Here is a 24,307-nt window from a genome sequence, read left to right as displayed (position 1 = left end):
CGTTGAGTAGCAGGGGTGCCAATTAGCACCCCTGCTACTCTTCTCAAATTGTTTACTCTGAGAGAGGTCATCCCGTGGGACATGAACATAACCATAGTGCCGGTGATATGGGCGACAAACGTTTGGTCACGGCCATTTGTGTTAATGCATTACTCACGCTCGCACAAGTTGTTGGCGGAATACTTTCAGGTAGTTTGTCGCTCATCGCTGATGCGCTCCATAATTTGAGCGATGCCGCGTCGTTGGCGATCGCGCTCATAGCACGAAAAATTGGTCGAAAACCACCCGATGCGTTCAAAACCTTCGGCTATCAACGCAGTGAAACCATAGCTGCCTTGATCAATCTGGTCACTCTGGTAATCGTGGGTTTGTATCTTGTCTACGAGGCGATAGGACGACTATTTGTTCCGCAGCCCGTCGAAGGCTGGACTATAGTTGTGGTGGCAGGTATCGCTCTAATTGTAGATCTTGCCACGGCCATACTCACCTACACGATGTCAAAAAGCAGCATGAACATAAAGGCCGCGTTCTTGCACAATGTGTCGGATGCGATGGCGTCCGTCGGTGTTGTTATAGCGGGGACCTTGATACTGCTGTACGGCTGGTACTGGACGGACACTGTGCTGACGTTGATGATCGCTGGGTACGTGCTGTGGCAAGGCTTCAGTATGCTACCGAAAACCATTCACTTACTGATGGAAGGCACACCAAACGGAGTCTCCATTGATGAGGTGATCAGCGCCATGGAGCAAGTGGACGATGTTGTGGGTGTCCATCATGTACATGTCTGGGAACTGGCTGAACACACAATCGCACTGGAAGCACATGTTGTCGTAAAGAAGGCCAATCTGCCCGATCTTGAACGGGTGAAGACCAATTTAAAGGGTGTGCTTCATGACCAATTTGACGTCAGCCACTCAACACTTGAAATTGAGCAGGAAGGCAGTGGCTGTGTCGACACGCAGACCAACAGAAAGCACGGCAGTGCGTAAGCATTCCCTACGGGTGCTTCCGCCAACACAAAGGTAACGATACAATTCCACAGACAGATGCCAGGATTGATCCACGAGTATCTCTTCCTCGAAAATCAGTGGCCAAGTTTAAGCATTATTACGGAAACCTTTTTAAATGCGAGAAAAACTGGAACAGTATCAAGTCTGGATTTATCTGGTTGCCATTCTGGCCGGCATGGCCATCGGCTGGAAGTCACCAGGACATACCAGCGATTGGGAATTATTGCTTTGGCCAGTCCTGGGGATTCTCCTCTATTCCACCTTCACCCAGGTGCCTTTGATCCACCTCACATCGGCGTTTCGCGATCGCCGTTTCCTGGCCGCATTGTTGACTGGCAATTTTGTTCTGATACCGGTGATCGTCGGCGCTCTCTTGCTGCTATTGCCGGATGAACCGGCCATTCGCCTCGGCGTGCTGCTGGTACTATTGGTACCCTGTACCGACTGGTTCATCAGCTTTACTCACCTCGGTGGTGGGGACGGCGCCCGGGCCATTGCGGCCGCACCGGTCCTGCTGATTGTCCAGCTTATTTTGCTGCCCGTGTATATCTGGCTATTCATGGGCGACTTGGCCATTGAGCTGGCCGCTGGCAGCCACTTGCTGCCGGCGTTCTTCGGATTGATTGTCACACCACTGATCTTGGCCTGGGTGACCGAGCGACTGTCGGGACGACATCTGCGGGTGCAAAGGCTTGTAGGATGGCTGGGATGGCTTCCCGTCCCACTGCTGGCACTGGTGGTGTTTCTGATTGCCGGCTCCCAGGTCAGCCTGGTGATAGACAACAGCACCTTTCTTTGGTCGACGCTCGCGGCCTTTGCGCTTTACTTGCTTCTTGCCGCCTTTATCGGCAAGGGGTTGAGTGAGCTATTCGCGCTCACACCCGCCGCTGGCCGTACCCTTACCTTCAGTCTCGGCACCCGAAACTCCTTTGTCATGCTGCCACTGGCATTGTCACTGCCAGAGGTCTGGAGCGCCGCCGTGGTGGTGATCGTTTTTCAATCGCTGGTGGAGTTATTTGGCATGGTGGCTTATTTGCGTTGGGTGCCGCGTTACCTGATTAAGGACGCTTCTGGCCAATAGCCCCTGTTAAAAAAACGGCCTCCTCATAGTGGGCCGCTTGGCCGTGAATCGAGAGACCGGCTCTTTCCGGGGATTCGAGTTGCCGGAATGCCGGGCGACGGTGATTTGAGCAAAGCTGGTTCCAGCCTCTCGCCAGCAGAAATTCTTTACGAATTGATTAATTGTAAAGGCATTGGTATCCTTTAGAATGGCACAACTTAAAGAGGTATTCTATGCCAAAAGTAAGCTCAAAGCGGCAAATCACGCTACCTGTGGATCAATGTCGGCTAGCGGGCATCGAACCAGGTGATGAATACGAGTGCTTCGTGGACAACGACGGCCATATCACCATCATTAAGAAGGTTTCCGGGGCCGCGCGCGGTATTCTCAAGGGCGTTGACCCGGATACCCGGGTGAGCGAAGACGCCTCCCGGCAAAGCAGTATCAATGCATGATCGCGATCGACACCAACGTTCTGCTTCGCTACCTGCTGCAGGACGAGCAAGGCCAGTCGCGAAAGGCCGCATCACTGATTACGGGGGTTATGCCCGTATTAGTGATGGATGTCGTGCTGGTGGAGACGATATGGGTTCTTGCTGGCAAACGCTACAGGCTGGAGCGGGAGGCCATTGCTGGCGTGATCAATGCGCTGTTTGAAGAGCCGAACATTGTCTTTGAGGATGGGCAGACCGTGTGGCGTGCTCTGAATGACTATAAAAAGGCGCAGCCGGTGAGGGTCGGCGGCAAGAAAAAAAGCGCTGACTTTCCAGACGCACTTATTGTGAACAAGGCCAAGCACCAAGCACAGCAGTGGCGCCAGGCGCTAAAAGGCGTTTACACCTTCGATGTCGCGGCCCGGGAGATACCGGGGACGCTCAGTCCATAATTCGATAAAAGGTCGGCATGAGCAGCATTGACCAGTACATTCATGCGGCTACCCGCGCCAATACCCGCAAGGCATACCAAGCCGCCGTCCAGCACTTTGAGGACCAATGGGGCGGGTTTCTGCCCGCCACGGCCGATAGTGTTGCGCGTTACCTGGTGGACCACGCCCGCACTCACTCGATAAATACCCTGCGCCAGCGACTGGCGGGGCTGGCGGCCTGGCACCTTGAGCAAGGTTTTCCCGATCCGACTAAAGCACCGCATGTTAAAAAGGTGCTCAAGGGCATTGCCGAACTGCACCCGGCCCCAGAAAAGCGGGCCAGACCCCTCCAGTTGGTGCAGTTGACGGCCATCGTATCGCACCTGGACCAGCAGATTGCTCGACAAGATGCACACCGATTGCCATTGCAACCGCTTCGCAACAAAGCACTTATGCTGATCGGTTTTTGGCGGGCCTTTCGAAGTGACGAGTTGGCGCGGCTCAATACGGAGCATATCCAGGTGGAGCCTGGCTCGGGCATGGAGATTTACCTGCCTCGCACCAAAAGTGACCGCTCCGGGCAAGGGCGTTACTTCAAAGCGCCGGCCCTCAGGCAACTGTGTCCTGTAGAAGCCTATTTGGAATGGACTAACGCGGCACAGATCAAGCAAGGCCCGGTATTTCGGGCCATTAACCGTTGGGGCCAACTTGCGAGTGAAGCTCTGCACCCGAACAGTATCATCACCATCGTCAGATCCTGTTGCCAAGCGGCAGGCATAGAGGGCTCAGACGCTTTCAGTAGCCACTCTTTGCGCCGAGGGTTTGCGAGCTGGGCCAATGACCAGCGCTGGGACACGAAGTCTTTGATGGAGTATGTGGGATGGCGAGACGTTCATTCCGCAATGCGCTACATCGATGCACCTGATCCGTTCGCCCACCTTCGGATTGGACATGGGCCTAACGAAGCCGAGGCTTGCGGTGGCCCCTCTAACCCACCCGAGACAAAATAAGCACTTGCCATGGTAGCCATCTACCACACCGCGTACCCGCGCCTTAAAAAAGACCTTTCGCCGCACGAGCTCGACGATGTGTACACGCCGACAGATACCGAGCTTCGCTTCGCCCAACGTCACTGTAAACGCACCAGCGCCTCGTATCTCGGATTACTGGTGCAGCTTAAGCTGGTTCAAAGGCTGGGGCGCTTTGCCACACTGGGCGAGGTACCAGACGTTATCGTCAACCACATCAGAGCTCACAGTCGTTCCCGAACATCTCGTAAGGAACTGCAGACTTATTTCGCCTCCGGCGCGAAAATTCGGCACGTCAAATTCATTCGCCAGTACCTGAAGATTCGACCTTTCGATAGCGAAACAACGGGTGCTCTGGTGCGGGGCTGGGCGCTGGAGGCGGCGGCAAGCAAAGAGGCATTGGCCGATATCATCAATGTCACCCTGGAGTACCTAGTCAAGGAGAAGTACGAGCTGCCCGCCTTTAGCGCTCTCGACCGCTTATGCCAATCGGCGCGCCGAGAAGTCAATAACAGGTACTATGATCAGCTCTGCGGCTATCTGACGGCCGGAGGTCGCCAGCTCATCGGCCAAATGCTCCGATCTGCTGGTGGTGCGAGTGGTTTTGGCTGGAACACTCTGAAAAACGAGCCCAAACGGCCTACGCCTCGAAATATTCAGGCCTACATCACCTATCTGGAATGGCTGACGTCCCTGCAAAATAGCTTACCCGTGGATCTGGGGTTGCCACCTGTCAAGCACCGGCAATTCATCAATGAAGCCAAGGCTCTCGACCACGCTGAGCTGATGAAACTCAAGGCGAGCAAACGCACGGCCCTGATGATCGTGCTGATTCGTCATCAGTATGCCCAAACCCTGGACAAGGCCGCTGAGATCGTCATCAAGCTCCTTCAGAAGATGGATCGCACGGCGGAAAAGAAGCTAGAGCAGTATCTGGCTCATCACCAAAAGCAGACGGATCGGCTCATAGCTATACTGTCCGGTACCGTCCAAATATATCTGGACAAGCCGGAAACAGTAACCGCGTTTGATCCTGTGTTGGGCAAGGACAGCAAGCTGATCTTACAAATGTGCGAACAGTATATGGCCTATGCTGGCAACAACTACCTGCCTTTCATGGTGCCGCTGTACAAGAAGCAGCGAGCCACGTTGTTTCGTACGATCGAGATACTAAACCTTGCGTCGGCCACCGAAGATAAAGACCTTCTCAAGGCTTTCCGATTTATCCTCAAGCACAAAAAGCGCCGCACTGAAACCCTGTGCATTCTAAGTGACCCCGATTCACCCTCAAGTAAGAACGTGCTGAACATCCGGTGGATTCGCGACAAGTGGTGGAAGCTGGTAACCGGAAAGTCCACGAAATCTGCAGCTGTTACCCATGTCAATAAACTGTGCTTCGAACTATGCGTATTCGAGCGAATCGCGGAGGAGCTGAGCACGGGCGACTTGTTCATCCCTTACAGCGAAACCTTCGACGACTATCGAGAGCAAATGATCACATGGGAAGAGTACGAAGCCGGGTTAGAACCGTACTGCGAGCAGGTCGGTCTGGTCGCGGGGGCTTCCGCCTTCTCACAAGCACTGAAAACCGCCATGACAGACTCTTGTCAGAAAGCCGATCAGCGTTTTCCTGATGACGAACTGGTTCGTATTGAAAATGGGAAGCTTGTTATTGGTAAAGCCAAAATCGATGATCCGCCGCCCGAAATTGAAGCCATCGCTGCCTTGCTTAAAGATCGCTTGGAGAAGATTAACCTGCTTGATCTCGCCATCACCGTGGAAAAATGGCTTAATTTGAATCACCAATTCGGTCCGCTATCCGGCTTTGATTCACGTATCGACGACCCTTTTTTACGCTTCGTACTGACGTTGTTCTGTTACGGAACCAACATCGGCCCGACAGAAACGGCCCGGTCAGTCAAAGGCATTTCCCGCAAACAGATCGCCTGGATCAGTCTCAAAAGAACAACCGAAGAGCGCCTCGATAAGGCCATCGCCAAGGTCAACAACGCTTACAAGAAATACGGCCTAATTGAGTGTTGGGGCTCAGGTAACAGCGTTTCCGCAGACGGCAAGCTTTGGGATCTGTATGAAGACAATCTGCTGTCCGAATACCATCTGCGATACGGCAGTTACGGTGGTATCGCTTACTACCATGTCTCCGATACCTATATAGCATTATTCAGCCGGTTCATTCCGTGCGGTGTTTACGAGGCCATCTACATTCTCGATGGTCTCTTGAACGATGAATCCGACTTCAACCCGGATACCGTGCACGGCGACACTCAGGCGCAGTCAACGCCGGTGTTCGGGTTGGCCTACCTGCTGGGCATTAAACTGATGCCTCGCATCCGCAACATCAAAGACCTAACGTTCTACAAGCCAGAAAGGGGACTGGTACTACAGCATATCCAGTCGCTATTCAGTGATCCCATCCGGTGGGAGCTCATTCAGACTCATTACCCCGATATGATGAGGACCGCCATGTCGGTAAAAACGGGGAAAATCACCGCATCGACCATTCTCCGACGATTTGGCACCAAAAACCGCAAGAATAAGCTGTACTTTGCATTTCGGGAACTGGGAAGGGTCGTCAGAACCATGTTTTTGCTGGACTATGTTACCGACCTTGACCTGCGGAGGACGATTCAGGCCGCCACATGTAAGAGTGAAGAGTTCAACGAATTTGCGCGCTGGTTGTTTTTTGCCAACGGTGGGAAGATTAGCGCGAACCTCAGGCATGAGCAGAGCAAGATCGTGAAATACAATCACTTGCTTGCCAATGTTGCGATTCTTTACAACGTGAATGCAATGACGGAGGTCTTTAACCAGTTGAAGGCGGAAGGGCACAGTATTACCCGAGAGCACATGGCCAGCTTCTCGCCATACCACGCAGAGCACCTTGGTAGACTGGGCAGCTTCGAAATTGATTTGTCCAAGAAATTCAAACCAATGGCTTTCGAGCTGGAGATCGAATGACGGGAAAATGCTTTTGAATCAATCGCTTACGAGGCTAGTGGCTGAGTTTTACAGTTTTACCGGCCGGACCTCCCCAAGGAGTCAAGGTAGCGCCTTTCTTCACCGCTTAGGGTTAACGGTGTGACAGCAGGCAATTCGGTAGAGGTTTCTTTTAATTGGCTAGAGGCTATGATCTGACCCGACTGGGTGTAAACATAAACTTCGCTGCTGTCGCCAAGATTGGTCTGGCGTAAATAATTCGAAAAGGCATCCAAAGTAACATCGATGGCGAGCACCGCCTCACTCTTCGGTATTTTCACTGAAAAGGTCTTACCCGCATGTTGCGTATATTGAAATAAATAGGGCTCTGAGCGAGTGGCCCGGTCGTGTTTGGCATGAATAAACCATTGGCGCTCGCGAACATCGTAGCTGGTGGGCTCGGTACGTTGGTGCTTTAGGGAAAATTCACTGTCGTAAAAGTACAGCTCCCGCTGCCTGATACCATTGATTTGGCGCACACGGTTAACCGCCCAGCGATCGGTGTCATCCGCCCCTACCCCTTCCCGAACCCCTGGGCCATTATCCAGATTAATCACCTCGTAAAAATCGCCATTGGGGAAGCCGATGTAAATGCTGTAGAAAATCGGCCGGTTTAGCATCACCTCGGCAAACAGGTCCCTCATGCTGACGCTTTGATTTTCGGTATCCATTAAAGACGGGTAGCGTGCCAGAAGCTCGGTCAGCTGCATGCCTCGGCTTTCTTCGCTTTCAATATAACTGGCGGTATTTTCGGCGGCTAATTGATACCTATCGCGTGCGGCGTCTATGGCCATGTCGCGGGTGAAATAGTACTGCAAACCGATGGCCAGAATAGCGGTAAGCACAATGGTAACCGCAACGATACTGACCACCAGCGAGCGTATAGAAAAACGCAAGCCTCGCTTGGGGGGTGTTTGGGGTGTCACGGCTAGGAGTCCTTTTAGGGCCGTTACGTTTAAACCACTATAGTTCTTAGCGAACATAGATGCCAAGTTATTACGATGAATAATCGCTCTCGCACCAGCGTACAAGGCAAACGTCGCAAGCATTGGGGGCTTCAAGTGCGCCCTGAATAGCCGGTTTTTGCTCTTAAAAATTGGCGGATAAAGACTTTTGAAGATCGTTAACCGTCGCCCTCCGGGGTTATCGTTAACGTGAAAGTACGCGTTATTTTCATAAGATTTCACGGTTGATTTAGACGAAAAACTTGATCACTGGCTCCTCATTTTGTGATCACACTCGCAAATCTTTTTATATTTAAAATCTGGCTGTGGATATACTCCTAGACCGGTCGTTTTGTATGACCCTAAGTTCAGCGCCCTAGCGAGCACCGTGACAGAGCTGAATAACGAGGCGTGCAGAATACCGCTGATGCAACACAAGCAACTGCTTGTGATGAGGTGACCGTCACAAATAATGGATATAAGGAGACAACGCCCATGAGATTACCCAAAATGAAAACGCTCAGCGCCTTTGCCCTGTTAGGCACTGGCCTTAGTGCCCTACCCCTTGCCCACGCTCAGACAGCCTCTTGTGAGTACATTGTCACCAACGATTGGGGCAGTGGTGCCACGGCGAATATTGAGATTACCAATACCGGCAGCGCGCCTATTAACGGCTGGAATGTGCAGTGGAATTACCAGGATGACTCGCTGGTAAATGTTTGGAATGCCAATACCAGCGGCACCAATCCCTATACGGCATCCAACATGAGTTGGAATGGCAGTATTCAGCCCGGTCAAACGGTGACTTTCGGTATGCAGGTGAATGCTGCAAACGGTGTCGATGTGCCCAATGTTACGGGCGATGTCTGCGCAGGCAGCTCATCGTCCAGCAGCTCATCTTCTTCTAGTAGCTCCAGCGTTTCTTCGGTTTCATCGGTGAGCAGTTCATCATCCAGCTCTTCCTCGTCCTCTGCGGGCGATGAACCCACAGCGGTCGAGCTGACCGATGAGATGGGTGTGGGCTGGAATCTGGGGAATACCCTGGATGCCATCGGTGGCGAAACCGCCTGGGGCAACCCCGAAACGACTCAAGCGCTGATCGACTCGGTGGCCGATGCGGGCTTTAAAACCATTCGCGTGCCCGTGGCCTGGAGTAAGTTCTCGGATGCGGAAAACTTTGTGATTGAGCAAAGCTGGATGAATCGGGTCGAGGAAGTCGTAAACTATGCGCTTAATGCCGACCTTTACGTGATTATGAACATCCACTGGGACGAAGGTTGGATGCAGCCGACTTACGCCCAGCAGGAATATGTGAATAATCGCCTGGCCATCATGTGGGAGCAAATCGCCACCCATTTCGAGGGCTACGATGATCGCCTGCTGTTTGCCGGTACCAACGAAGTTATGGTTGATGGGGATTACGGTACTCCCACCGAAGAGTATTACACCGTGCAAAACAGCTTTAACCAGACGTTTGTGGATACGGTGCGGGCAACCGGTGGTAACAACGCCGACCGTTATATCGTGGTGCAGGGTTTTAACACCAATATTGATCACACGATCAATTTTGCCGAGATTCCCACAGACCCGGCGACGGATCGCTTGTTGATGGAGGTGCACTACTACGATCCCTATAACTTCACCCTTAATCAGAGCAGTAACATTACCCAGTGGGGCTCGATTGCCACTGACCCGAATGTGACTGAAACCTGGGCTAACGAATCCTATGTGGATTATCAGTTCAGCCGCATGCAGACCAACTTTGTGGATCAGGGTATTGGTGTAATCCTGGGTGAGTACGGGGTTATTTCTCGCCAGAATGTGTCGGATCACGAGATTTACCGGAATTACTGGAACGAGTACATCACCCAGTCTGCGGTCGACCACGAGATGGTGCCGGTCTACTGGGATAATGGCTACGCCGGTAACGGTGGTTTTGCGCTGTTTGACCGCTACAGCGGCGCCGAGATCGAGCCGGATTTGATCGATGCCATCACCAGTGCAGACGAATAGTCAGGCTAAACGCGGGCAGCCATGCTGCCCGCTCCTATTTCATACCTTCTATTATCCTGCCAATCGTTAATTCGAGAACCTGAATCCCTATAACAAAACCGAATTAAGTTGCAAATAACAACTATTATCATTAGGATTGCAGCAATATTTGACACCTATCCTTGGGGGATTCTATGTCTAGGCACACTACTAATGCCGTTAAACACGGCTGCACCTTTGCGCTATTGGCGCTGTCAGCGGCCATCAGTGCGGTGGCGCGCGGCCAGACTGAGGGCGAGAAGCCAGAAAATTCGGCAGGCATTGAAGAAATGGTGGTAACTGGGTACACCACTAACGAACGCTTAAACAGTGCCACCGGCCTGGGGTTAACCCTGTACGAAACCCCTCAGTCGGTCAGCGTAATGACCGCTCAGCGCCTTGCGGACCAAGATTTGGACTCGCTTACCGATGTTGTCCTTAGTGCACCGGGTGTATCGGCCAAAGCCCAGGACAGCACCCGCTATAGCTTTTCTGCTCGCGGCTTTAGTATCAATAACTACCAAGTGGACGGTATTCCTATCTATTGGGAAGGCGGCGGTAATGCCGGTGAAACCCAGTCCAGCACAGCGCTATATGAACGGGTGGAAATTGTGCGCGGTGCTACCGGCCTGTTGACCGGTGCCGGTAACCCTTCAGCCTCCATCAATTTGGTTCGCAAACACGCCGACAGCCGTGAATTGACGGGAACAGTACAGGCATCTGGCGGCAGCTGGAATACCTACGGCGCTATGGGCGACGTCTCTACCCCTCTTAACTCAAGCGGGTCAATCCGCGCTCGTGTTGTGGCTCAGTACGAGCAAGGAGACAGCTTTCGCGATCTCGCCGAAGAAGAAACATCGGTGTTTTACGCCACTATGGACTTTGACCTGACCGATAACACCCTGCTGCGTGTGGGCGCCAGTCGGCAGGATAACGAACCCACGGCATCCACCTGGGGTGGCTTGCCTACTTGGCACGCCGACGGTTCGCGTACCGAATGGGATCGCAGTAAAACCGTGGCTGCCGACTGGACCACTTGGTCATCTACTGTCGAGCAGCAGTACCTGGACTTGGTGCATGACTTCGGCGCCTGGACGGCCAAGTTTAGTGTTAACAACAACACCAACGCCTCAGAACAACGCTTGCTGTATTTGTCGGGCACGCCAGATAAAGAAACCGGCCTGGGCATGGGCGCCTCACCGCGCAATGCAATGACTGACCGCGAGCAAACCAGCATTAGCTTCCAGTTGAGCGGTGAATACAGCCTGTGGGGTCAGCAACATGACTTGACCTTTGGCGTGGTTGATCACGAAGAGGATAATTTTTCCAGCTCGCGGGCGCGTAGTAACGTCGCCGATGTGGGTAATTTTAACGAATGGGATGGCAGCTACCCTCAGCCTACTTGGGGTGACAGCGGCGTCGATATTGATTTAACCACCGAGCAATTGGGTATTTACGGTGCGACTCGCCTGAGCATAACCGAACCTTTTAAAGTAATTTTGGGCGGCCGCGTAGCCGACTGGGAGCAAAGTGGGCTTTACTATGGCAGCCCTCTTAATTACGGCGACGACAATGTGTTTATTCCCTACACCGGTTTGCTGTATGAGTTCAACGATCAGCACACTGTCTACGCCAGCTATACCGAGATTTTTGAGTCGCAAAACCTGCAGGACCGCAACGGCGATTTCCTAGACCCAATTACCGGCGAGAGCACCGAGCTTGGCCTGAAAAGTTTATTCTTTGGCGGCGCCTTGCAAACCACCGTTTCTGTATTCAAAATTTTGCAGGATAACCTGGGGCAGCCGGATGGAAATTACGAAGTGCCGGGCATCGAAAACAGCCAGGCCTACTACGCGGCCGAAGGCGCCGAGAGTGAAGGCTACGAGCTGGAAGTTGTGGGTATGCTAACAGACGCATGGGATATAAGCTTCAGCTACACAAACTTTGACGCCGAAGACGCCACCGGCGCTGCGATTAACACCAGCCAACCTAAAGAGCTGTTAAAACTGTACACTAGCTATCGTTTTGGCGGCGCACTGGACGGCTTTACTCTGGCCGGCGGTGTGGATTGGCAGGGTGAAAACTACACCAATTCAACCAACCCGGTTAGTAAAGATTCTGAGCGGTTGCAGCAAGATTCCTACAGCCTGGTCAGCCTAATGGCGCGCTACCGCTTTAGTGATAAGTTATCGCTGCAGGTTAATGCTAAAAACCTGTTGGATGAAACCTACTACAGTCAAATCGGTTTCTACAACCAGTTAGAGTACGGTGAGCCGCGCAGTGTGACTGCCAGTGTGAACTATCAGTTCTAAGCTTTATTGGCAAAACCAGGGAAGGTCTTAAAAGAAAAGCCGCGCGCCTTATCGGCGTGCGGCTGTTTTTATTTCTGCAATCGTGTTTCGGGCTTTCCATAAAGTACGATTTTATGGGGCCACAGTGTTATAAGGGCAAATTTTTATGGTGCATAAAGGCTGGCGTTTAGCCTCTGTTATTGTTGCCGCTTTAGTGGGGGGCTATTGTCTGGCCAATGTTGCCAGCATTTTTGTTGCCGTTGCCCTGCCCCTAACGCGCAGCGACGCCACCCTGCTCGCAAATATTTTGAGCTTTGCCTTTTATATTGTCGCCATGATGTGGGCGCTTTCTCAACCTACTCAGCGGCGGGCCTGGTTGGGGATGCTTATTCCTGCTGCGGTTTTATTCTTGCTGGGCTATTTGCTCGGGGGGTACCCGTTGTGAATCAGCCAAACAAATCGCGTCGCAAGGGTGGCTTTCGGGAGTCCATGACATGGTTACACACTTGGGCCGGAATAACCTTGGGGTGGATACTTTATTTAATGTTTGTGACCGGCACAGCCGGTTACTTCGACACCGAAATTGATCGCTGGATGCAACCTGAGCTGCCCCCGGTAAGTCCAGTGGATACGGCTCACGTGGCTAAGACCATCGTCGCAACCTTGGAGCAAGAGGCCCCCAAAGCGTCACGTTGGTACATAAGCCTGCCCGCCGATCGCAATCAGCCCTACCCCAGTGTGTTCTGGCAAGGCGCTTCGGTTGAAGACGGCGCACGCTCGGCCAGCGGCAGTGAGATGTTTGATGCTCACACCGGCGAAATTCTAACGCCTCGCGACACGGGCGGCGGCCAAACGCTGTATCAAATGCATTGGCGGCTACATTATTTGTCGCGCAAACATAGCGATAAATTAATTGGCATCGCGACCTTATTTATGATGGTTGGGTTAATTACCGGCATCGTTATTCATAAAAATATCTTCGTTGATTTTTTTACTTTGCGTCTGGGAAAAGGCCGCCGCTCCTGGCTGGATGCGCACAACTTTTTAAGCGTATTCGCCCTTCCCTTTCATCTAATGATTACCTATTCCGGCCTGCTGTTTTTGGGGTTTTCGCTTATGCCCTATATCGTCGACAGCCAGTACCCGGATGAAGGGCGCCGCCAGTTCTATGCCGAGGTTTTTGACCCTCCTGGTTTGGTTGATGCCCGCGGGGAAAATGCGGTACTGCGCCCGGTGGAGGAATTTATTGCCCAGGCGGAACAGCGCTGGGGTCGCGGGCGTGTGCAAACCTTGGACATTCATAACCCCAGCGATGCTGACTCGCGAGTTGTCCTCTATGAAAGCATTAGCGCAACGGTCAGTACCAATGCCGAGCGCTTGGTGTTTGCCGGAGCCAGTGGCGAACTGCTGCACGTCGACCCCGCCGATGCGTCGCTGATTAAACATGTGCGCGATGTGTTTTTGGGCTTGCACGAAGGCCTGTTCGCATCGCCATTGGTGCGCTGGATTTATTTTTTATCGGGCCTGATGGGTACGGGAATGGTGGCCACCGGTTTAATTCTTTGGGCCAGTAAGCGTCGGCAGAAAAACGAGTCAAAACACAGTAAGCCTCACAAAGGGTTGCGCTTAGTAGAAACGTTAAATGCGGCGACCATTGTCGGCGTTCCCTTGGCGGTGGGCACCTATTTTATGGCCAACCGGCTGCTACCGGTGGCCATGGATAATCGTGGCCAGTGGGAGGTACACATTTTCTTTTTAACCTGGCTGGCAACTCTCGCTTATGCCTGTGTACGGCCGCGCCACAGAGTGTGGCAAGAGCAGCTGGCGATAGCGGCCTGTGTCTATCTGTCCTTGCCCCTGCTGACGGCGCTCACAACCGAAAGAGCGCTGTGGCACAGCGTAAGCTCGGGTGATTGGGTGTTTGCGGGCGTTGAGTTTACGTTGTTAACCCTCGGCTTGTGTTTTACGGCCGCTGCACGGCAAGTCGGCAAAGTGCAGTTGCCGTCGCGACCGGTAAAGAGGGAAAAAGCGTGAATGCAGTTGGCCTTACAGTAATCGGTATCGTGTTGCTTAACGTCAGTGCATTTACAGCATTTTCTTTGGCGACCCAAAAAGTCAGGTGGACCCTGCGAAAAACTAACGCCGAGGTACGCCTGGCAACAGTCTGGCTACGAGCCTTAGCCTGGGCATTATTGCTGGCAGCCACAAGTCTTGCCATTACTGTGCAAGGGCTAGGCATTGGCTTGGCAACAATCGCTGGTGCCGCCAGCGTCGCGGCACTTTTTGCGCTTGCATTAGCGAATGCTAAGCCCCCATGGCTAGCGCCACTGTGTGTTATGGCTGCCCTTGGGGCTGGGCTGGCCTGCCTGACGAGTATTTATGTCGGCTAGCGAAATCTGAACAACCGCCGCGCCCGGGAACTGAGCCTTAGGCAGTGCGCAGAACCTCATTTAACCCGCAAAAGCCAAGTGCCGCCTGTCCCGGCGTGCTCTTGGCTGGCTGGAAGTAAGCCTTAGGAAAAATCGCGCTTTTCCGTGGATGCACTGCCTTAATCTGCAAATCCCACCCCCGCCCACTTACCGAGAACAAAAGTTTTTGTCTTCCTTCGCTATTGATAATAATTATCGAAGTCATTACAATTCCTTTCTTTAAGGAAGGGCAATTTACTGCCCCCAACCACGGACGGTCTTACGCTTTTCTTATTATCTGTCGCTGCCTTGGGGCTATAGATGTCTCTTATGTTTGCCAACACCTTGGCATTAAGCTGCTGCTTAATGTCGGCCGTCGTGTTTTATTTGGGCTGTCCTAACCAGCAATGGTTGGCAAAACGCCCAACCGGTTTTTGGCCGGCTTTGCTTACAAGCCTTGTTCTTCTTATACCCGCCTGGTGGTTATTTCATCAGAATATCAGCGCGATTTCGGCGAGCTTTGCTCTGCTTACCACGCAAATGCTTTGCCTGGGGTTGCTACCGTTTATGACCCGATTCGCCAAAGCACCAGACACCATTAAAGCGGGTAAATCGGGTGTCAGTAAGCACGCTGACTCAGCCAGCTATAAACCTCATTGGTGGCTGCGCACCCTTGGTTGCGTTCTCTTGGTGTTCCCTCTGGCGGTAGGGTTAAGCGGGCTTTTGGCCTGGTGGGGACCGGGCGATGTTACTCACGATGTTAAATCGCAAATGGTGATGTGGATGATTACACCGCTGTGGTTTTTGTCCTTCAGCCTAATCTTTTTTGTTCGTAAATTGTCTCGCGCTTTTGTTGTGTTATTGGCTTTGAATGCGCTGGTTTATTCGTTGCTCTGGCTTGCCAGATCGGGGGCGTGATTCGTGCGTATTGAACATTTTAAAGTCTATAACCAAATTCATACCTGGGCGGGCATCGTCGCCGGCTTATTCTTATTGGTCTGTTTTGTGACCGGCGCTTTTACCATGTTTAAAGAGCCTCTCAACCAATGGGCGCTGCAGTCTGAAACTACCCTGCCGCCTATTGCCAAAGAGCGCTACGACGAGCTGACACAAAAAGTACTGGCACAGCACCCCGAAGCTCAAGCCGGCTTAACCCTTTATATGCCTGCTGCGGGCAAACAGAACGCGCCGGCCGGCTGGGTCATCGAGAATCATGACACCCACGAAGTTACCCAGTGGTATGCGTCTTTATCGCCTGAGGGTGATCTGTTAACTAAGCAGGTGACGATTTCGGCGGTGGGTGAGTTCATTGATTACATCCATCAAACGGCGGGTATACCTGGCACCATAGGCCATCATCACCTGGGTACCTACGTTATGGGTGTGATTGCCGCTTTATATTTTGTGGCAATTGTGTCTGGCTTGATCATCTTTTTACCCAGCTGGTTTAAAGACTTTTTAACCGTACGAAAAGGCAAAAACCGCAAACGATTCTGGGTGGATTTTCACAATGTATTGGGCATTACCGCACTGCCCTTTCATATTGTGATTGCGCTAACCACTTTTGTCTTCGCCTACCACGACATTTTGTACGACTCAATGCGGGCAATGGTGTACCAGGATACTCCCATGTTTGAAATGCCTAGGCCGCGCGAATCTCAACCTGAACTTGCAGAGCTCGCCAGCATTGCCCAGTTGACCGAATCCATCCAGGCACTTGAGCCAGAATTTGAACCCGCATTGGTTAACTATCGAGGCTTAAACACCCCAAGGGCCAGTGTGTTTATTGCCGGAGATATGGCAGGCCATTGGGTGCGCGGCCCCTATTACGCCTATGTGGGCAGTGACCCTTATACGGCCACTCCCGGCTACACCACAATGCTGCCGAATCAACCCGGTGTAATGAGTAAGGTGGTTAACGGCTTTTTTGCGCTGCACTTTGGTGGCTTTGGCGGTAACACCATTCGCTGGGTGTATTTTGGTTTGGGGTTGTCGGGGGCGCTGTTGTTTTTAACGGGCAATATTCTCTGGATAGAAACTCGCAGGCGCAGACAGAAAGATCCGCAGACCCCGGTTGAGCAAAAAAAGTCTACGCGCAACTTGGCGCGCCTTACCGTGGGCGTATGCATGGGCTCGATGGTGGGCTTGGCGCTATCGCTGCTGGCGGTCAAGTTGGTGCCCCATAGCGAGTTTGATATTCAGTGGTGGCAACATGCCACCTATTATTTCGGTTTTGTGTTGTGTGTGGTGTGGGCCTGTGTACAGGCACCCATGCGCGCGGCACTGCAACAAATGGTGGTTCTGATCACTTTAGTTCTGGCGTTGTCTGCCATCGGGCTGATGGGTTTTGCCACCATTAACTTCGCCGTGTCGGTGGTTGCGTTTGTCATTGCTTTGGGGCTTATGGCCACCTGGCGCTGGATGCGCAACCGACAGGCGTTAATGGGCCGCGATGGTGTTTGGAATTATTAACAGACGCCAGGCTGATTACTCAAAGAACAGAGGGATGGGGACACCATGAAAGTATTTGCCTTAAAAAAATCCGTAATTTGTTTTAGCGCCTGCTTACTGTCGGTAAACGCGATGGCGGCTGACAATACCGACACTAAAAGCAAAACCAGAAACGTCGAAGAAATCATTGTAAATGGCGAAAAAATTTCGCGCTCACTAAAAGAAACCACATCATCGGTTGCGGTAATTTCTGAAGAAGAGTTAACCAGCTTGCAGCACGTTAATCTGCGCGATGCGATTTCTGATGTACCTAATGTGGTGACGAAATCCGGCGCCGTGCCAGATATTCGCGGTGTTTCCGGTAACGGTTCTGCCGGCGGTTTCAACTCCATTTCCGGCGGTGCCAAAGGCCGTGTGTCGATCCTGGTGGACGGCGTTGCACAGCCATTTGTGGCTGATTTTACTGGCGACTCGGGCATGTGGGAGGTTGAGCAGGTTGAGGTTTATCGCGGTCCGCAATCGACCAGCAATGGTCAAAATAGCATTGCCGGGTCTATTTATATTGAAACCAAACAGCCAACTCAGGAATGGGAAGGCGCTGCGCGTTTGGGATATCGCAACGAAGAGCAGTACATTGACAGCGCCGTAGCGCTCTCCGGCCCCATTGTGCAAGACAAACTCGCGTTTCGCGTGAGCTTTGAAAACCTTGATGCAGAAACCATTACCGGTGAGGAAGGCTTTGACACCAACCCACCGGACTATGACCTCAACGAAATCAAAACCCAGCGCGGCCGCGCCAAATTGCTCTGGACGCCAATCGACAATCTGGCGGCAACCCTCACCTATGCCAGCAATAACGAAAAAGGCGATACGGGGCGAGTGTTTTATGAAAACACGGACAACGGTGAGTACAACCGGATTTTCTTCCGCAATATTGAAACAGACGTAAGCACAACCAGTCTGGACGTTGACTACCAAATCAATGAGTCTATGTCGGTCGACGTTCTGCTGGCGGCTATGGATTACGAGTGGGGTTTTGACTCCTACGAGCCAGACCCAGCGGCCGAGCAACAATTGGTGTTTGATGAAAGCAACCTGAATCTTGATGTTCGCTTTAATTTTGGTCTTAACAACGAACGTTTTAACGGCTTTGTGGGTGTGGCCTACTTTGAGCGTGATCACGACGTGGTGAGCTCAGGCGCCTTCCCCTACTTTGGTGACGACAGCAGTGATTCTGAGGCTGTGTACGGTGAGCTGACCATCGGTCTTTCCGATCGTTTTCGCGTAATCGCAGGTGGTCGTTATCAGAAAGAATCGCAATTGCGTAATTTTACCTATGCGCCCATCGACTCCACCCTGGATACCGATGAATCCATCTTCCTGCCGAAGCTTGTGCTGCAATACGACATCACTGAAAACACCACCATCGCCCTCGGTGGCCGCGAAGGTTACAACGGCCCAGGTGGCGCACTGAACTTTACCGCGCAAGAGTACTCCTACTTTGATAAAGAAGAAGTCACGACCTATGAGTTCAGTAGCCGAAGCAGCTTTGCGGATAACACGGTGTTCCTGAACGCCAACGTATTTTTTAATCAGTACGAAGGTTATCAGGCGCTCAGCTCCAGCCGCTTTATTACCAATATGGACGAGGTAGAAACCTATGGTGTGGAAGTTGAATTGCTGGCTTCAGTGACAGAATCACTGCAACTGAGTGCGGGCCTGGGCTTGTTGGAAACCGAAATTACCGATGCTGGCGCAGACTACCCGGATGTAAACGGCAACGAGCTTGATTCGGCGCCGGGTGTAACCGCAAATATTGGCGCGAAGTACTGGCTGACGGACAGCTTTAGCATTGGCGCCACGGCCAACTATGTGGGTGAGTACTTTGGTGACTTTGCCAATACCGAAGAGCGAGTTGCCGGTGACTACACTCTGCTGCGCTTAAACGCCAACTACGAAGTGGGTAACTGGCTGATTACAGCCTTTGTTAACAATGCCACCGACGAAGAGGCACTGTTGTCGCAAGAGCCCGTCAGTGGTCGCTACCCCTATGGATATAAGTCGATAGTGGACCCGCGCAATGCCGGGGCTTCGGTTACTTACTCCTTTTAAGCTTTACAGCGGGGCCATCGTTAAGAGGGCCCCGCTATCGCCTTCCCATTCCCCGCTTTTTGCTTAGCCTTATTCTTTAGTCAGTTGTGTTTTTGTATCGTCAAGACAGGCCGTGTAGGGTTAACGATTAAAAACCGATAAAAGTTACTTCCCGTTAGCCCGTTTCTGACCAAAGCAGTGCTTCTAGTTCGCTTAGTGGCAGCTGTAACACTGTGCCATGGCGGCTGCCCTCGGGCATATGAATTTGCTCGCTTACGTCTTCCCAGTGAATAAAATCCTGCGTTTTCATCGCACCAAACGCTTTGCTGGTGTACTCGTCGTAATAGACCAACCAGCTATCGGGCAGGCGCAGTATTGTGGGGCCCTCTACCCACAGGTCTTTGGGGGTAAAAGGCTCAAGGGGTGTTTGCCAGGGACCGTACAGGCTGTTACTGCGCGTAACCTGTAAATATTTGGCAGGCGGATGGCGGGTTTCGTCTTTTAACACCATCACATAGTCATCACCGTCCTTCACGATGGTTGAATCAATTACGTTAAAGTCCGGCTGGTAAAACAGCTGGGTCTCGCTGTAGTTTTTGAAGTCTTTGGTCGCGGTGTAATAAATGCGGTGGTTGAGTCCATCGTCGCCCGTATCTTCGGTAGCGGGAAAGCGGCCGGGTATGGTGCTGGCCCAGTAAATAACGTACTGCTCGCGTTCATCATCCCATATGATTTCCGGTGCCCAGCTATTGCGGGCAGTGGGTTCGTGGGCCATGACGGGCACAAACTCCGGCTCACTCCAGTCAATCAGATTATCCGAATGAGCGATGCCAATGCCCTTATCCCACCAGCCGGTGGTCCACACCATATGGTAGCGACCATCGGGGCCCAGAATAATACAGGGATCACGCATCAAGCCCTGGCCGATGGTGGACTTTAACAGTGGTTTGTCCTGATTTAGGGGCTGCCAGCGATAGCCGTCGCGGCTGTAAGCCAGGTGCAGACCGCTTTCGCCATTGTCACGAAAGGAGCTAAATATATAAGCCGTTTGCGGCTGAGGTTTATTTGCGCAAGCGGCCAATAGAGTGGAGAGGATGGTTACAGTGAGCAGGCGAGCCAGGGCTCTGATCATACTTTACCCTTATTGATATTATCCAGATTGTTATGTGTATTTTGCCTTAGTAATATAATACGAATACACGGGTATTGCGACCCGCCAGGCGCCGTAATACCCCATAATAACGAATCAATAAAAGGTTAACGCCATGCGAAAAATCGTTGCTTGTGTCTTATGGCTCTGTTTAGCGGCTTGTACGCCCACTCAGACGCAGCAAACGCCATCCACTCCCTCGGCCAAGTCTGTCAAAGCGCTGACCCAAAAAGTCGCCGACTGGCAAATAGAGACTTTCGACCAGCAAGGTCAGTATCGTGCCCTGCCTACTATTCCACCGGACTGGATGAATCGCGAGCAATACCACGACCTTGAGTGGCACCATGGTGCGCTTTACGCGGGTATGAACCAGTGGCGCAAAGTAGCCGACAACCCCGAGAAATACACTGACTGGCTGCTTGAGATCGGCGAGCGCAACGACTGGAAGCTGCACCAGCGCCCCTACCACGCGGATGACCATACCGTAGGTCAGTTCTACCTGGCACTGTACGAGGATTTTAGCGACCCCGACATGCTTGAGCCGACTCGCGAACAGTTTGATTGGATTTTAGAAAACCCCAAAACCGGTACCCTGGACTGGCTGGCCGAAGACACCCACGCCCATGATCGCTGGGGCTGGAGCGACGCACTGTTTATGGCCCCTCCCGTATGGGCACGTCTGTCTAAAGTAACCGGCGACCCCAAATATCTGGAGTTTATGGACCGGGAATATCACGCCACCTACGATCTGCTATGGAGTGAAAAAGATCACCTGTTCTGGCGCGATTCCAGCTACTTTACCCAGAGCGAGAAAAACGGCGAAGACATTTTCTGGTCACGCGGTAACGGTTGGGTGTTAGGCGGTCTGGCATTAATGATTCCAGACCTGCCCGCTAGCTGGGAAGGTCGTGACTTTTATATCGACTTATACAAGGCATTGGCAGCCCGCCTGCTAGAGATTCAGCGCGAGGACGGCACCTGGTCTATGGGCCTGTTGGGTGGTATTGACGGTTACCCGATTATTGAAACCAGCGGCACCTCTTTCTTTACCTTTGGTCTGGCATGGGGCATCAACCAGGGCATTCTCGATCGCGAAACCTACCAACCAGCCGTTATGCGTGCCTGGCAGGCACTGTCCGGCGCCGTAACCGATGAAGGGCTGCTGGGGCATGTACAACCTGTGGGCGCCGCGCCCGGCGACTCCTTCCCCGACTACACCGAGGTTTACGGCATTGGCGCCTTTCTGGCCGCGGGCAGCGAACTGTATAAGCTGCTGGCCGAAGAAGAAGGCGTAAAAAAAAAGATAACTGATGTTCGCACCTTTATGTACAACAGCGGGTGGTGCTGGTTTCAGGACCCCCGCGCCATCGTCCACAAAGGCAAATTGCTGGTGGGCGGGGTTGCCGGTAACGGTCGCGGTGACGCGGCCGTGGGCGTTTACGATTTAGAGCGCAACGCTCTGCTGGGCCGCACCACCCTGCACAATCAATTTGATCGCGACGATCATAACTCCCCTGTTTTCTACGCCCGCCCAGACGGCAGTGTTTTAAGCGTCTATGCCCGTCACAGCACTGAAAATATTCATTACTACCGCATATCCAATAGCGACGATTATTTAAGCTGGGGTGACGAGAAAACCAAAACCTACGACGATTCTGTCACCTACATGAACCTGTTTGCCCTTAGCGATGGCAAGCTGTACAACTTCTATCGCGGCGTTGACTGGAACCCCACCATGGTTGTCTCCACCGACCACGGCAAAACCTGGGGTGAAGAGCAGCACTTTATTCAAAATGAAGTTGAAGGCCGTCACCGTCCTTACGCGCGCTACACCAGCAATGGCGCAGACACCATTGGTATTTCGTTTACCGATGCCCATCCACGCGATTACGGCACCAGTATTTACTACGCCGAATTTCGCGATGGTAACTTCTACCACGTAGACGGCACGTTCATTAAGAACTTGGCAAAAGATGGCCCCCTAAAACCCTCTGAGGCCGAAAAAATCTTTGCCGGTGGTGGTGGCGGGTTTCGCAGCGTAGAGTTAAGCGCAGAAAACAGCGCCTGGACCAGCGCCGTGGAAATCGACAGCCAGGGTCACCCACATATCGCCTATTCGTTGTATCTGAGTAACGACGACCAGCGCTACCGCATTGCATCGTGGAACGGCGAAAAATGGATAGATGGCGAAGTGGCCCACGCTGGCAGCCGTTTGTACGAGCGCGAAGCCAGTTACACCGGCTTAATTACCCTGGATCCAGCTGATCCTCAGCGCGTGGTGATCTCCACCGATGTCGACCCCACCACTGGCAAAGCCCTGGGTGGCAAACATCAGATTTTTACCGCGCAGGTAAAATCGGCGGACGATACTGCCTCCATCGATTGGCAGCGCTTATCCTTCGACGATCATCGCCACAATATCCGCCCCTTGGTGGTTAACGACGGCGAGCATAAGTTAGTGCTGTGGTCGCGCGGCCAGTACAACACCTACACCGATTATTATCTGGATACTGTGGGTTTGGATCTACATTCGGTGGACCACTAATATCGGGCTGCGTTGGCTCCTGTGTACCGAGCCAGCGCTGTCTTTCATCCTCCCGCCACATGCTTCAATCAGCTTTACATATAACGACCCCCTTGGAGCTTGCAGATGTTATCTGCACTCATCGTGGCCGTTTTTTTAATGGACGGGCATACCTTCAAAGCCCACATCAGATCGCTAAATCCAGCTTCAAACCTGCGCAGATAAGGGCTTTCACAGCCTTCTATTAACTCGCCAGCCATAATTGTCGGATTAATAACGACACAAGATGCGCCGAAGGCGAGCGCAAGCCCTGTAAAATCTAGGGATTTCGCAAATTTCGCCGATTCTACAGGACGACAATTAAGATGCTCAGGACGAAGATCTGAATTGCCAAGTTAATAGTCACGCTTATAAATGCGGATTTCAACGCCGCCTCTCTTCGTGTAATTCCCTGTAATCCTCATTCTTTTAAGTTTTGGTTAAGATACTCAAATAGCCTTAACCTATCTCATTGCACTGGAGTTTGTGCTGGTACGACAAGGAGAATTATGAGTTTTTCGCTTTTCCACCGATGGGTCGTGCTTGTAACAATTGCTCTATTTACCTGCAGTTCGTTCTCTTCAGAGAACTCCCTTACACCAGACGAAATCAAAGCGATAAAGGACTTGCAGGTTTCCGCTAAAAAAGTGAATCAAGAACTAGATAGGCGTTTATCTTGCTACAACGATCTAGATAGTTCACTACAAGAAAAGAGTGAAACCTTACAACGTGACGCTGGCAAGCTGCACAAAAAAGAAAAAGAGTTATCCGATGTACTAAAGAAAAAAAAATCTGAAACCGAAGGGTACGAAAGAGAATATAACAATGCCAAGACTAAAGCCCAAAAAACTCAAGTCGAAATCAATGAGATTTATCGTAGTATAGCAATGTATCAAGCAGCACTAAATAGTTGTCGAAAAAATTCTTGGCCCTTTGGTTTTCTTTGCGACTTCAGCGCCGAAATCTTAGGTTTTAATGATAAATTAAGAAAAAATCAAAACTCATTAAAAGCGCTTCGAGAAACGCAAAGGCATTCTAAAAAACAATTGGATAATGCGAAAAATCGTCAGGCCGAGGCAAAGACGTCCTACCTACGTATATTGCAGAGAGTGAAAAATAATAACACAGAGATTCAAAAAACCGAGAACCGGATCGCTACGTTAAAGAAAACGCTTGAGAAAATGCGCATTCAAAGCCAAACGTATGCCAAGACGATTAATACTTTTAACAACCTACTTGTGGAACTTGACAAACAAGATATTAACACTGAGCGACGCTACTACCAGCGAAAAATACGCCGAGCTGCCGACGATCTACACCAGAAAATGGATACCACCACTACTCTTCTGGAGCTTGAGTCCGCCGAAACAAAAGCTTGTGCACAAAAAGCAACCCCAAAAGGATGAGGATGTAAT

19 protein-coding genes are annotated in these 24,307 nt (G+C 51.9%); 16 read left to right on the top strand and 3 right to left on the bottom strand.

Translation table 11 applies throughout. The features are described 5' to 3' along the window. Window positions 1-107: 107 nt before the first annotated feature. From M6D89_RS04120 to M6D89_RS04095, 6 genes are all read left to right on the top strand, one after another. Entirely contained in the window at window positions 108-992 is an 885-nt protein-coding gene (locus M6D89_RS04120) for a cation diffusion facilitator family transporter (RefSeq protein WP_253966756.1), read from the top strand. A 136-nt stretch (window positions 993-1,128) separates the two neighbouring features. Continuing rightward, window positions 1,129-2,094, top strand: coding sequence for an arsenic resistance protein (locus tag M6D89_RS04115; RefSeq protein ID WP_253966755.1), 966 nt, complete (start codon window positions 1,129-1,131; stop codon window positions 2,092-2,094). Between the two features lie 212 nt (window positions 2,095-2,306). Then, window positions 2,307-2,528 carry an AbrB/MazE/SpoVT family DNA-binding domain-containing protein gene (locus M6D89_RS04110; protein WP_253966754.1) on the top strand — a complete coding sequence of 74 codons (222 nt, stop codon included), beginning with the start codon at window positions 2,307-2,309 and terminating at the stop codon, window positions 2,526-2,528. Next, window positions 2,525-2,959, top strand: coding sequence for a PIN domain-containing protein (locus M6D89_RS04105; protein ID WP_253966753.1), 435 nt, complete (start codon window positions 2,525-2,527; stop codon window positions 2,957-2,959). The genes M6D89_RS04110 and M6D89_RS04105 overlap by 4 nt, the downstream gene beginning before the upstream one ends. Before the next feature lie 17 nt (window positions 2,960-2,976). Then, window positions 2,977-3,948 carry a site-specific integrase gene (locus tag M6D89_RS04100; protein ID WP_253966752.1) on the top strand — a complete coding sequence of 324 codons (972 nt, stop codon included), beginning with the start codon at window positions 2,977-2,979 and terminating at the stop codon, window positions 3,946-3,948. 9 nt (window positions 3,949-3,957) lie between these two features. Then, entirely contained in the window at window positions 3,958-6,945 is a 2,988-nt protein-coding gene (locus M6D89_RS04095; protein ID WP_253966751.1) for a Tn3 family transposase, read from the top strand. A 56-nt stretch (window positions 6,946-7,001) separates the two neighbouring features. Here the strand turns inward: M6D89_RS04095 and M6D89_RS04090 are convergent, their stop codons facing one another. Further along, the gene (locus tag M6D89_RS04090) at window positions 7,002-7,889 is read right to left on the bottom strand and encodes a cache domain-containing protein (RefSeq protein ID WP_253966750.1); all 888 of its coding nucleotides are present in this window, start codon (window positions 7,887-7,889) and stop codon (window positions 7,002-7,004) included. Between the two features lie 513 nt (window positions 7,890-8,402). On the opposite strand from M6D89_RS04090, the gene M6D89_RS04085 reads away from it, so the two are divergent. The 5 genes from M6D89_RS04085 to M6D89_RS17445 all read left to right on the top strand — a co-directional run bounded on the left by M6D89_RS04085 (window position 8,403) and on the right by M6D89_RS17445 (window position 14,619). Further along, complete coding sequence (locus M6D89_RS04085; RefSeq protein ID WP_253966749.1) at window positions 8,403-9,920, top strand: cellulase family glycosylhydrolase; 1,518 nt, start codon at window positions 8,403-8,405, stop codon at window positions 9,918-9,920. 173 nt (window positions 9,921-10,093) lie between these two features. Then, a complete protein-coding gene (locus tag M6D89_RS04080; RefSeq protein WP_253966748.1) occupies window positions 10,094-12,250 on the top strand; it encodes a TonB-dependent siderophore receptor in 2,157 nt (718 codons plus the stop codon). Between the two features lie 145 nt (window positions 12,251-12,395). Beyond that, entirely contained in the window at window positions 12,396-12,674 is a 279-nt protein-coding gene (locus M6D89_RS04075; RefSeq protein ID WP_253966747.1) for a DUF3649 domain-containing protein, read from the top strand. A gap of 44 nt (window positions 12,675-12,718) precedes the next feature. Beyond that, window positions 12,719-14,263 (top strand): PepSY-associated TM helix domain-containing protein, encoded by a 1,545-nt coding sequence (locus tag M6D89_RS04070; protein WP_253966746.1) that lies wholly within the window; start codon window positions 12,719-12,721, stop codon window positions 14,261-14,263. Next, on the top strand, window positions 14,188-14,619 hold the full coding sequence (locus M6D89_RS17445) for a DUF3325 family protein (protein WP_418930337.1): 432 nt from the start codon (window positions 14,188-14,190) through the stop codon (window positions 14,617-14,619). The genes M6D89_RS04070 and M6D89_RS17445 overlap by 76 nt, the downstream gene beginning before the upstream one ends. Window positions 14,620-14,656: 37 nt before the next feature. Here the strand turns inward: M6D89_RS17445 and M6D89_RS04065 are convergent, their stop codons facing one another. After that, window positions 14,657-14,863, bottom strand: coding sequence for a hypothetical protein (locus M6D89_RS04065; protein ID WP_253966745.1), 207 nt, complete (start codon window positions 14,861-14,863; stop codon window positions 14,657-14,659). A 95-nt stretch (window positions 14,864-14,958) separates the two neighbouring features. On the opposite strand from M6D89_RS04065, the gene M6D89_RS04060 reads away from it, so the two are divergent. The 3 genes from M6D89_RS04060 to M6D89_RS04050 are packed head-to-tail and all read left to right on the top strand — an operon-like array spanning window position 14,959 to window position 19,200. Continuing rightward, window positions 14,959-15,555, top strand: coding sequence for a hypothetical protein (locus tag M6D89_RS04060; RefSeq protein ID WP_253966744.1), 597 nt, complete (start codon window positions 14,959-14,961; stop codon window positions 15,553-15,555). A 3-nt stretch (window positions 15,556-15,558) separates the two neighbouring features. Continuing rightward, the gene (locus tag M6D89_RS04055) at window positions 15,559-17,109 is read left to right on the top strand and encodes a PepSY-associated TM helix domain-containing protein (protein WP_253966743.1); all 1,551 of its coding nucleotides are present in this window, start codon (window positions 15,559-15,561) and stop codon (window positions 17,107-17,109) included. A gap of 45 nt (window positions 17,110-17,154) precedes the next feature. Continuing rightward, entirely contained in the window at window positions 17,155-19,200 is a 2,046-nt protein-coding gene (locus M6D89_RS04050) for a TonB-dependent receptor (protein WP_253966742.1), read from the top strand. Between the two features lie 154 nt (window positions 19,201-19,354). Here the strand turns inward: M6D89_RS04050 and M6D89_RS04045 are convergent, their stop codons facing one another. Next, window positions 19,355-20,311, bottom strand: coding sequence for a glycoside hydrolase family 43 protein (locus M6D89_RS04045; RefSeq protein ID WP_253966741.1), 957 nt, complete (start codon window positions 20,309-20,311; stop codon window positions 19,355-19,357). Window positions 20,312-20,444: 133 nt separating this feature from the next. Here M6D89_RS04045 and M6D89_RS04040 point away from each other — a divergent pair, with 133 nt between their 5' ends. Together M6D89_RS04040 and M6D89_RS04035 are read left to right on the top strand one after the other, a co-directional pair. Continuing rightward, window positions 20,445-22,874: a glycoside hydrolase family 88 protein gene (locus M6D89_RS04040; protein WP_253966740.1), complete on the top strand. Its 2,430-nt coding sequence runs from the start codon at window positions 20,445-20,447 to the stop codon at window positions 22,872-22,874. Between the two features lie 527 nt (window positions 22,875-23,401). Then, window positions 23,402-24,298, top strand: coding sequence for a hypothetical protein (locus M6D89_RS04035; RefSeq protein WP_253966739.1), 897 nt, complete (start codon window positions 23,402-23,404; stop codon window positions 24,296-24,298). Window positions 24,299-24,307 lie beyond the last annotated feature (9 nt).

The sequence above is a fragment of the Gilvimarinus xylanilyticus genome (assembly GCF_024195295.1).
Lineage (GTDB): Bacteria > Pseudomonadota > Gammaproteobacteria > Pseudomonadales > Cellvibrionaceae > Gilvimarinus > Gilvimarinus xylanilyticus.
Note: the sequence above shows the minus strand (reverse complement) of the source record. Positions and strands in the feature narration are given on the sequence as shown.

Bases quoted from the DNA above. Each gene is read 5' to 3' on its own strand.
- M6D89_RS04075 (WP_253966747.1), top strand. From the start codon at position 12,396: ATGGTGCATAAAGGCTGGCGTTTAGCCTCTGTTATTGTTGCCGCTTTA.
- M6D89_RS04045 (WP_253966741.1), bottom strand. From the start codon at position 20,311: ATGATCAGAGCCCTGGCTCGCCTGCTCACTGTAACCATCCTCTCCACT.
- M6D89_RS04080 (WP_253966748.1), top strand. From the start codon at position 10,094: ATGTCTAGGCACACTACTAATGCCGTTAAACACGGCTGCACCTTTGCG.
- M6D89_RS04040 (WP_253966740.1), top strand. From the start codon at position 20,445: ATGCGAAAAATCGTTGCTTGTGTCTTATGGCTCTGTTTAGCGGCTTGT.
- M6D89_RS04070 (WP_253966746.1), top strand. From the start codon at position 12,719: ATGACATGGTTACACACTTGGGCCGGAATAACCTTGGGGTGGATACTT.
- M6D89_RS04110 (WP_253966754.1), top strand. From the start codon at position 2,307: ATGCCAAAAGTAAGCTCAAAGCGGCAAATCACGCTACCTGTGGATCAA.
- M6D89_RS04100 (WP_253966752.1), top strand. From the start codon at position 2,977: ATGAGCAGCATTGACCAGTACATTCATGCGGCTACCCGCGCCAATACC.
- M6D89_RS04095 (WP_253966751.1), top strand. From the start codon at position 3,958: ATGGTAGCCATCTACCACACCGCGTACCCGCGCCTTAAAAAAGACCTT.
- M6D89_RS04120 (WP_253966756.1), top strand. From the start codon at position 108: ATGGGCGACAAACGTTTGGTCACGGCCATTTGTGTTAATGCATTACTC.
- M6D89_RS04060 (WP_253966744.1), top strand. From the start codon at position 14,959: ATGTCTCTTATGTTTGCCAACACCTTGGCATTAAGCTGCTGCTTAATG.
- M6D89_RS04105 (WP_253966753.1), top strand. From the start codon at position 2,525: ATGATCGCGATCGACACCAACGTTCTGCTTCGCTACCTGCTGCAGGAC.
- M6D89_RS04065 (WP_253966745.1), bottom strand. From the start codon at position 14,863: ATGACTTCGATAATTATTATCAATAGCGAAGGAAGACAAAAACTTTTG.
- M6D89_RS04050 (WP_253966742.1), top strand. From the start codon at position 17,155: ATGAAAGTATTTGCCTTAAAAAAATCCGTAATTTGTTTTAGCGCCTGC.
- M6D89_RS04085 (WP_253966749.1), top strand. From the start codon at position 8,403: ATGAGATTACCCAAAATGAAAACGCTCAGCGCCTTTGCCCTGTTAGGC.
- M6D89_RS04035 (WP_253966739.1), top strand. From the start codon at position 23,402: ATGAGTTTTTCGCTTTTCCACCGATGGGTCGTGCTTGTAACAATTGCT.
- M6D89_RS04115 (WP_253966755.1), top strand. From the start codon at position 1,129: ATGCGAGAAAAACTGGAACAGTATCAAGTCTGGATTTATCTGGTTGCC.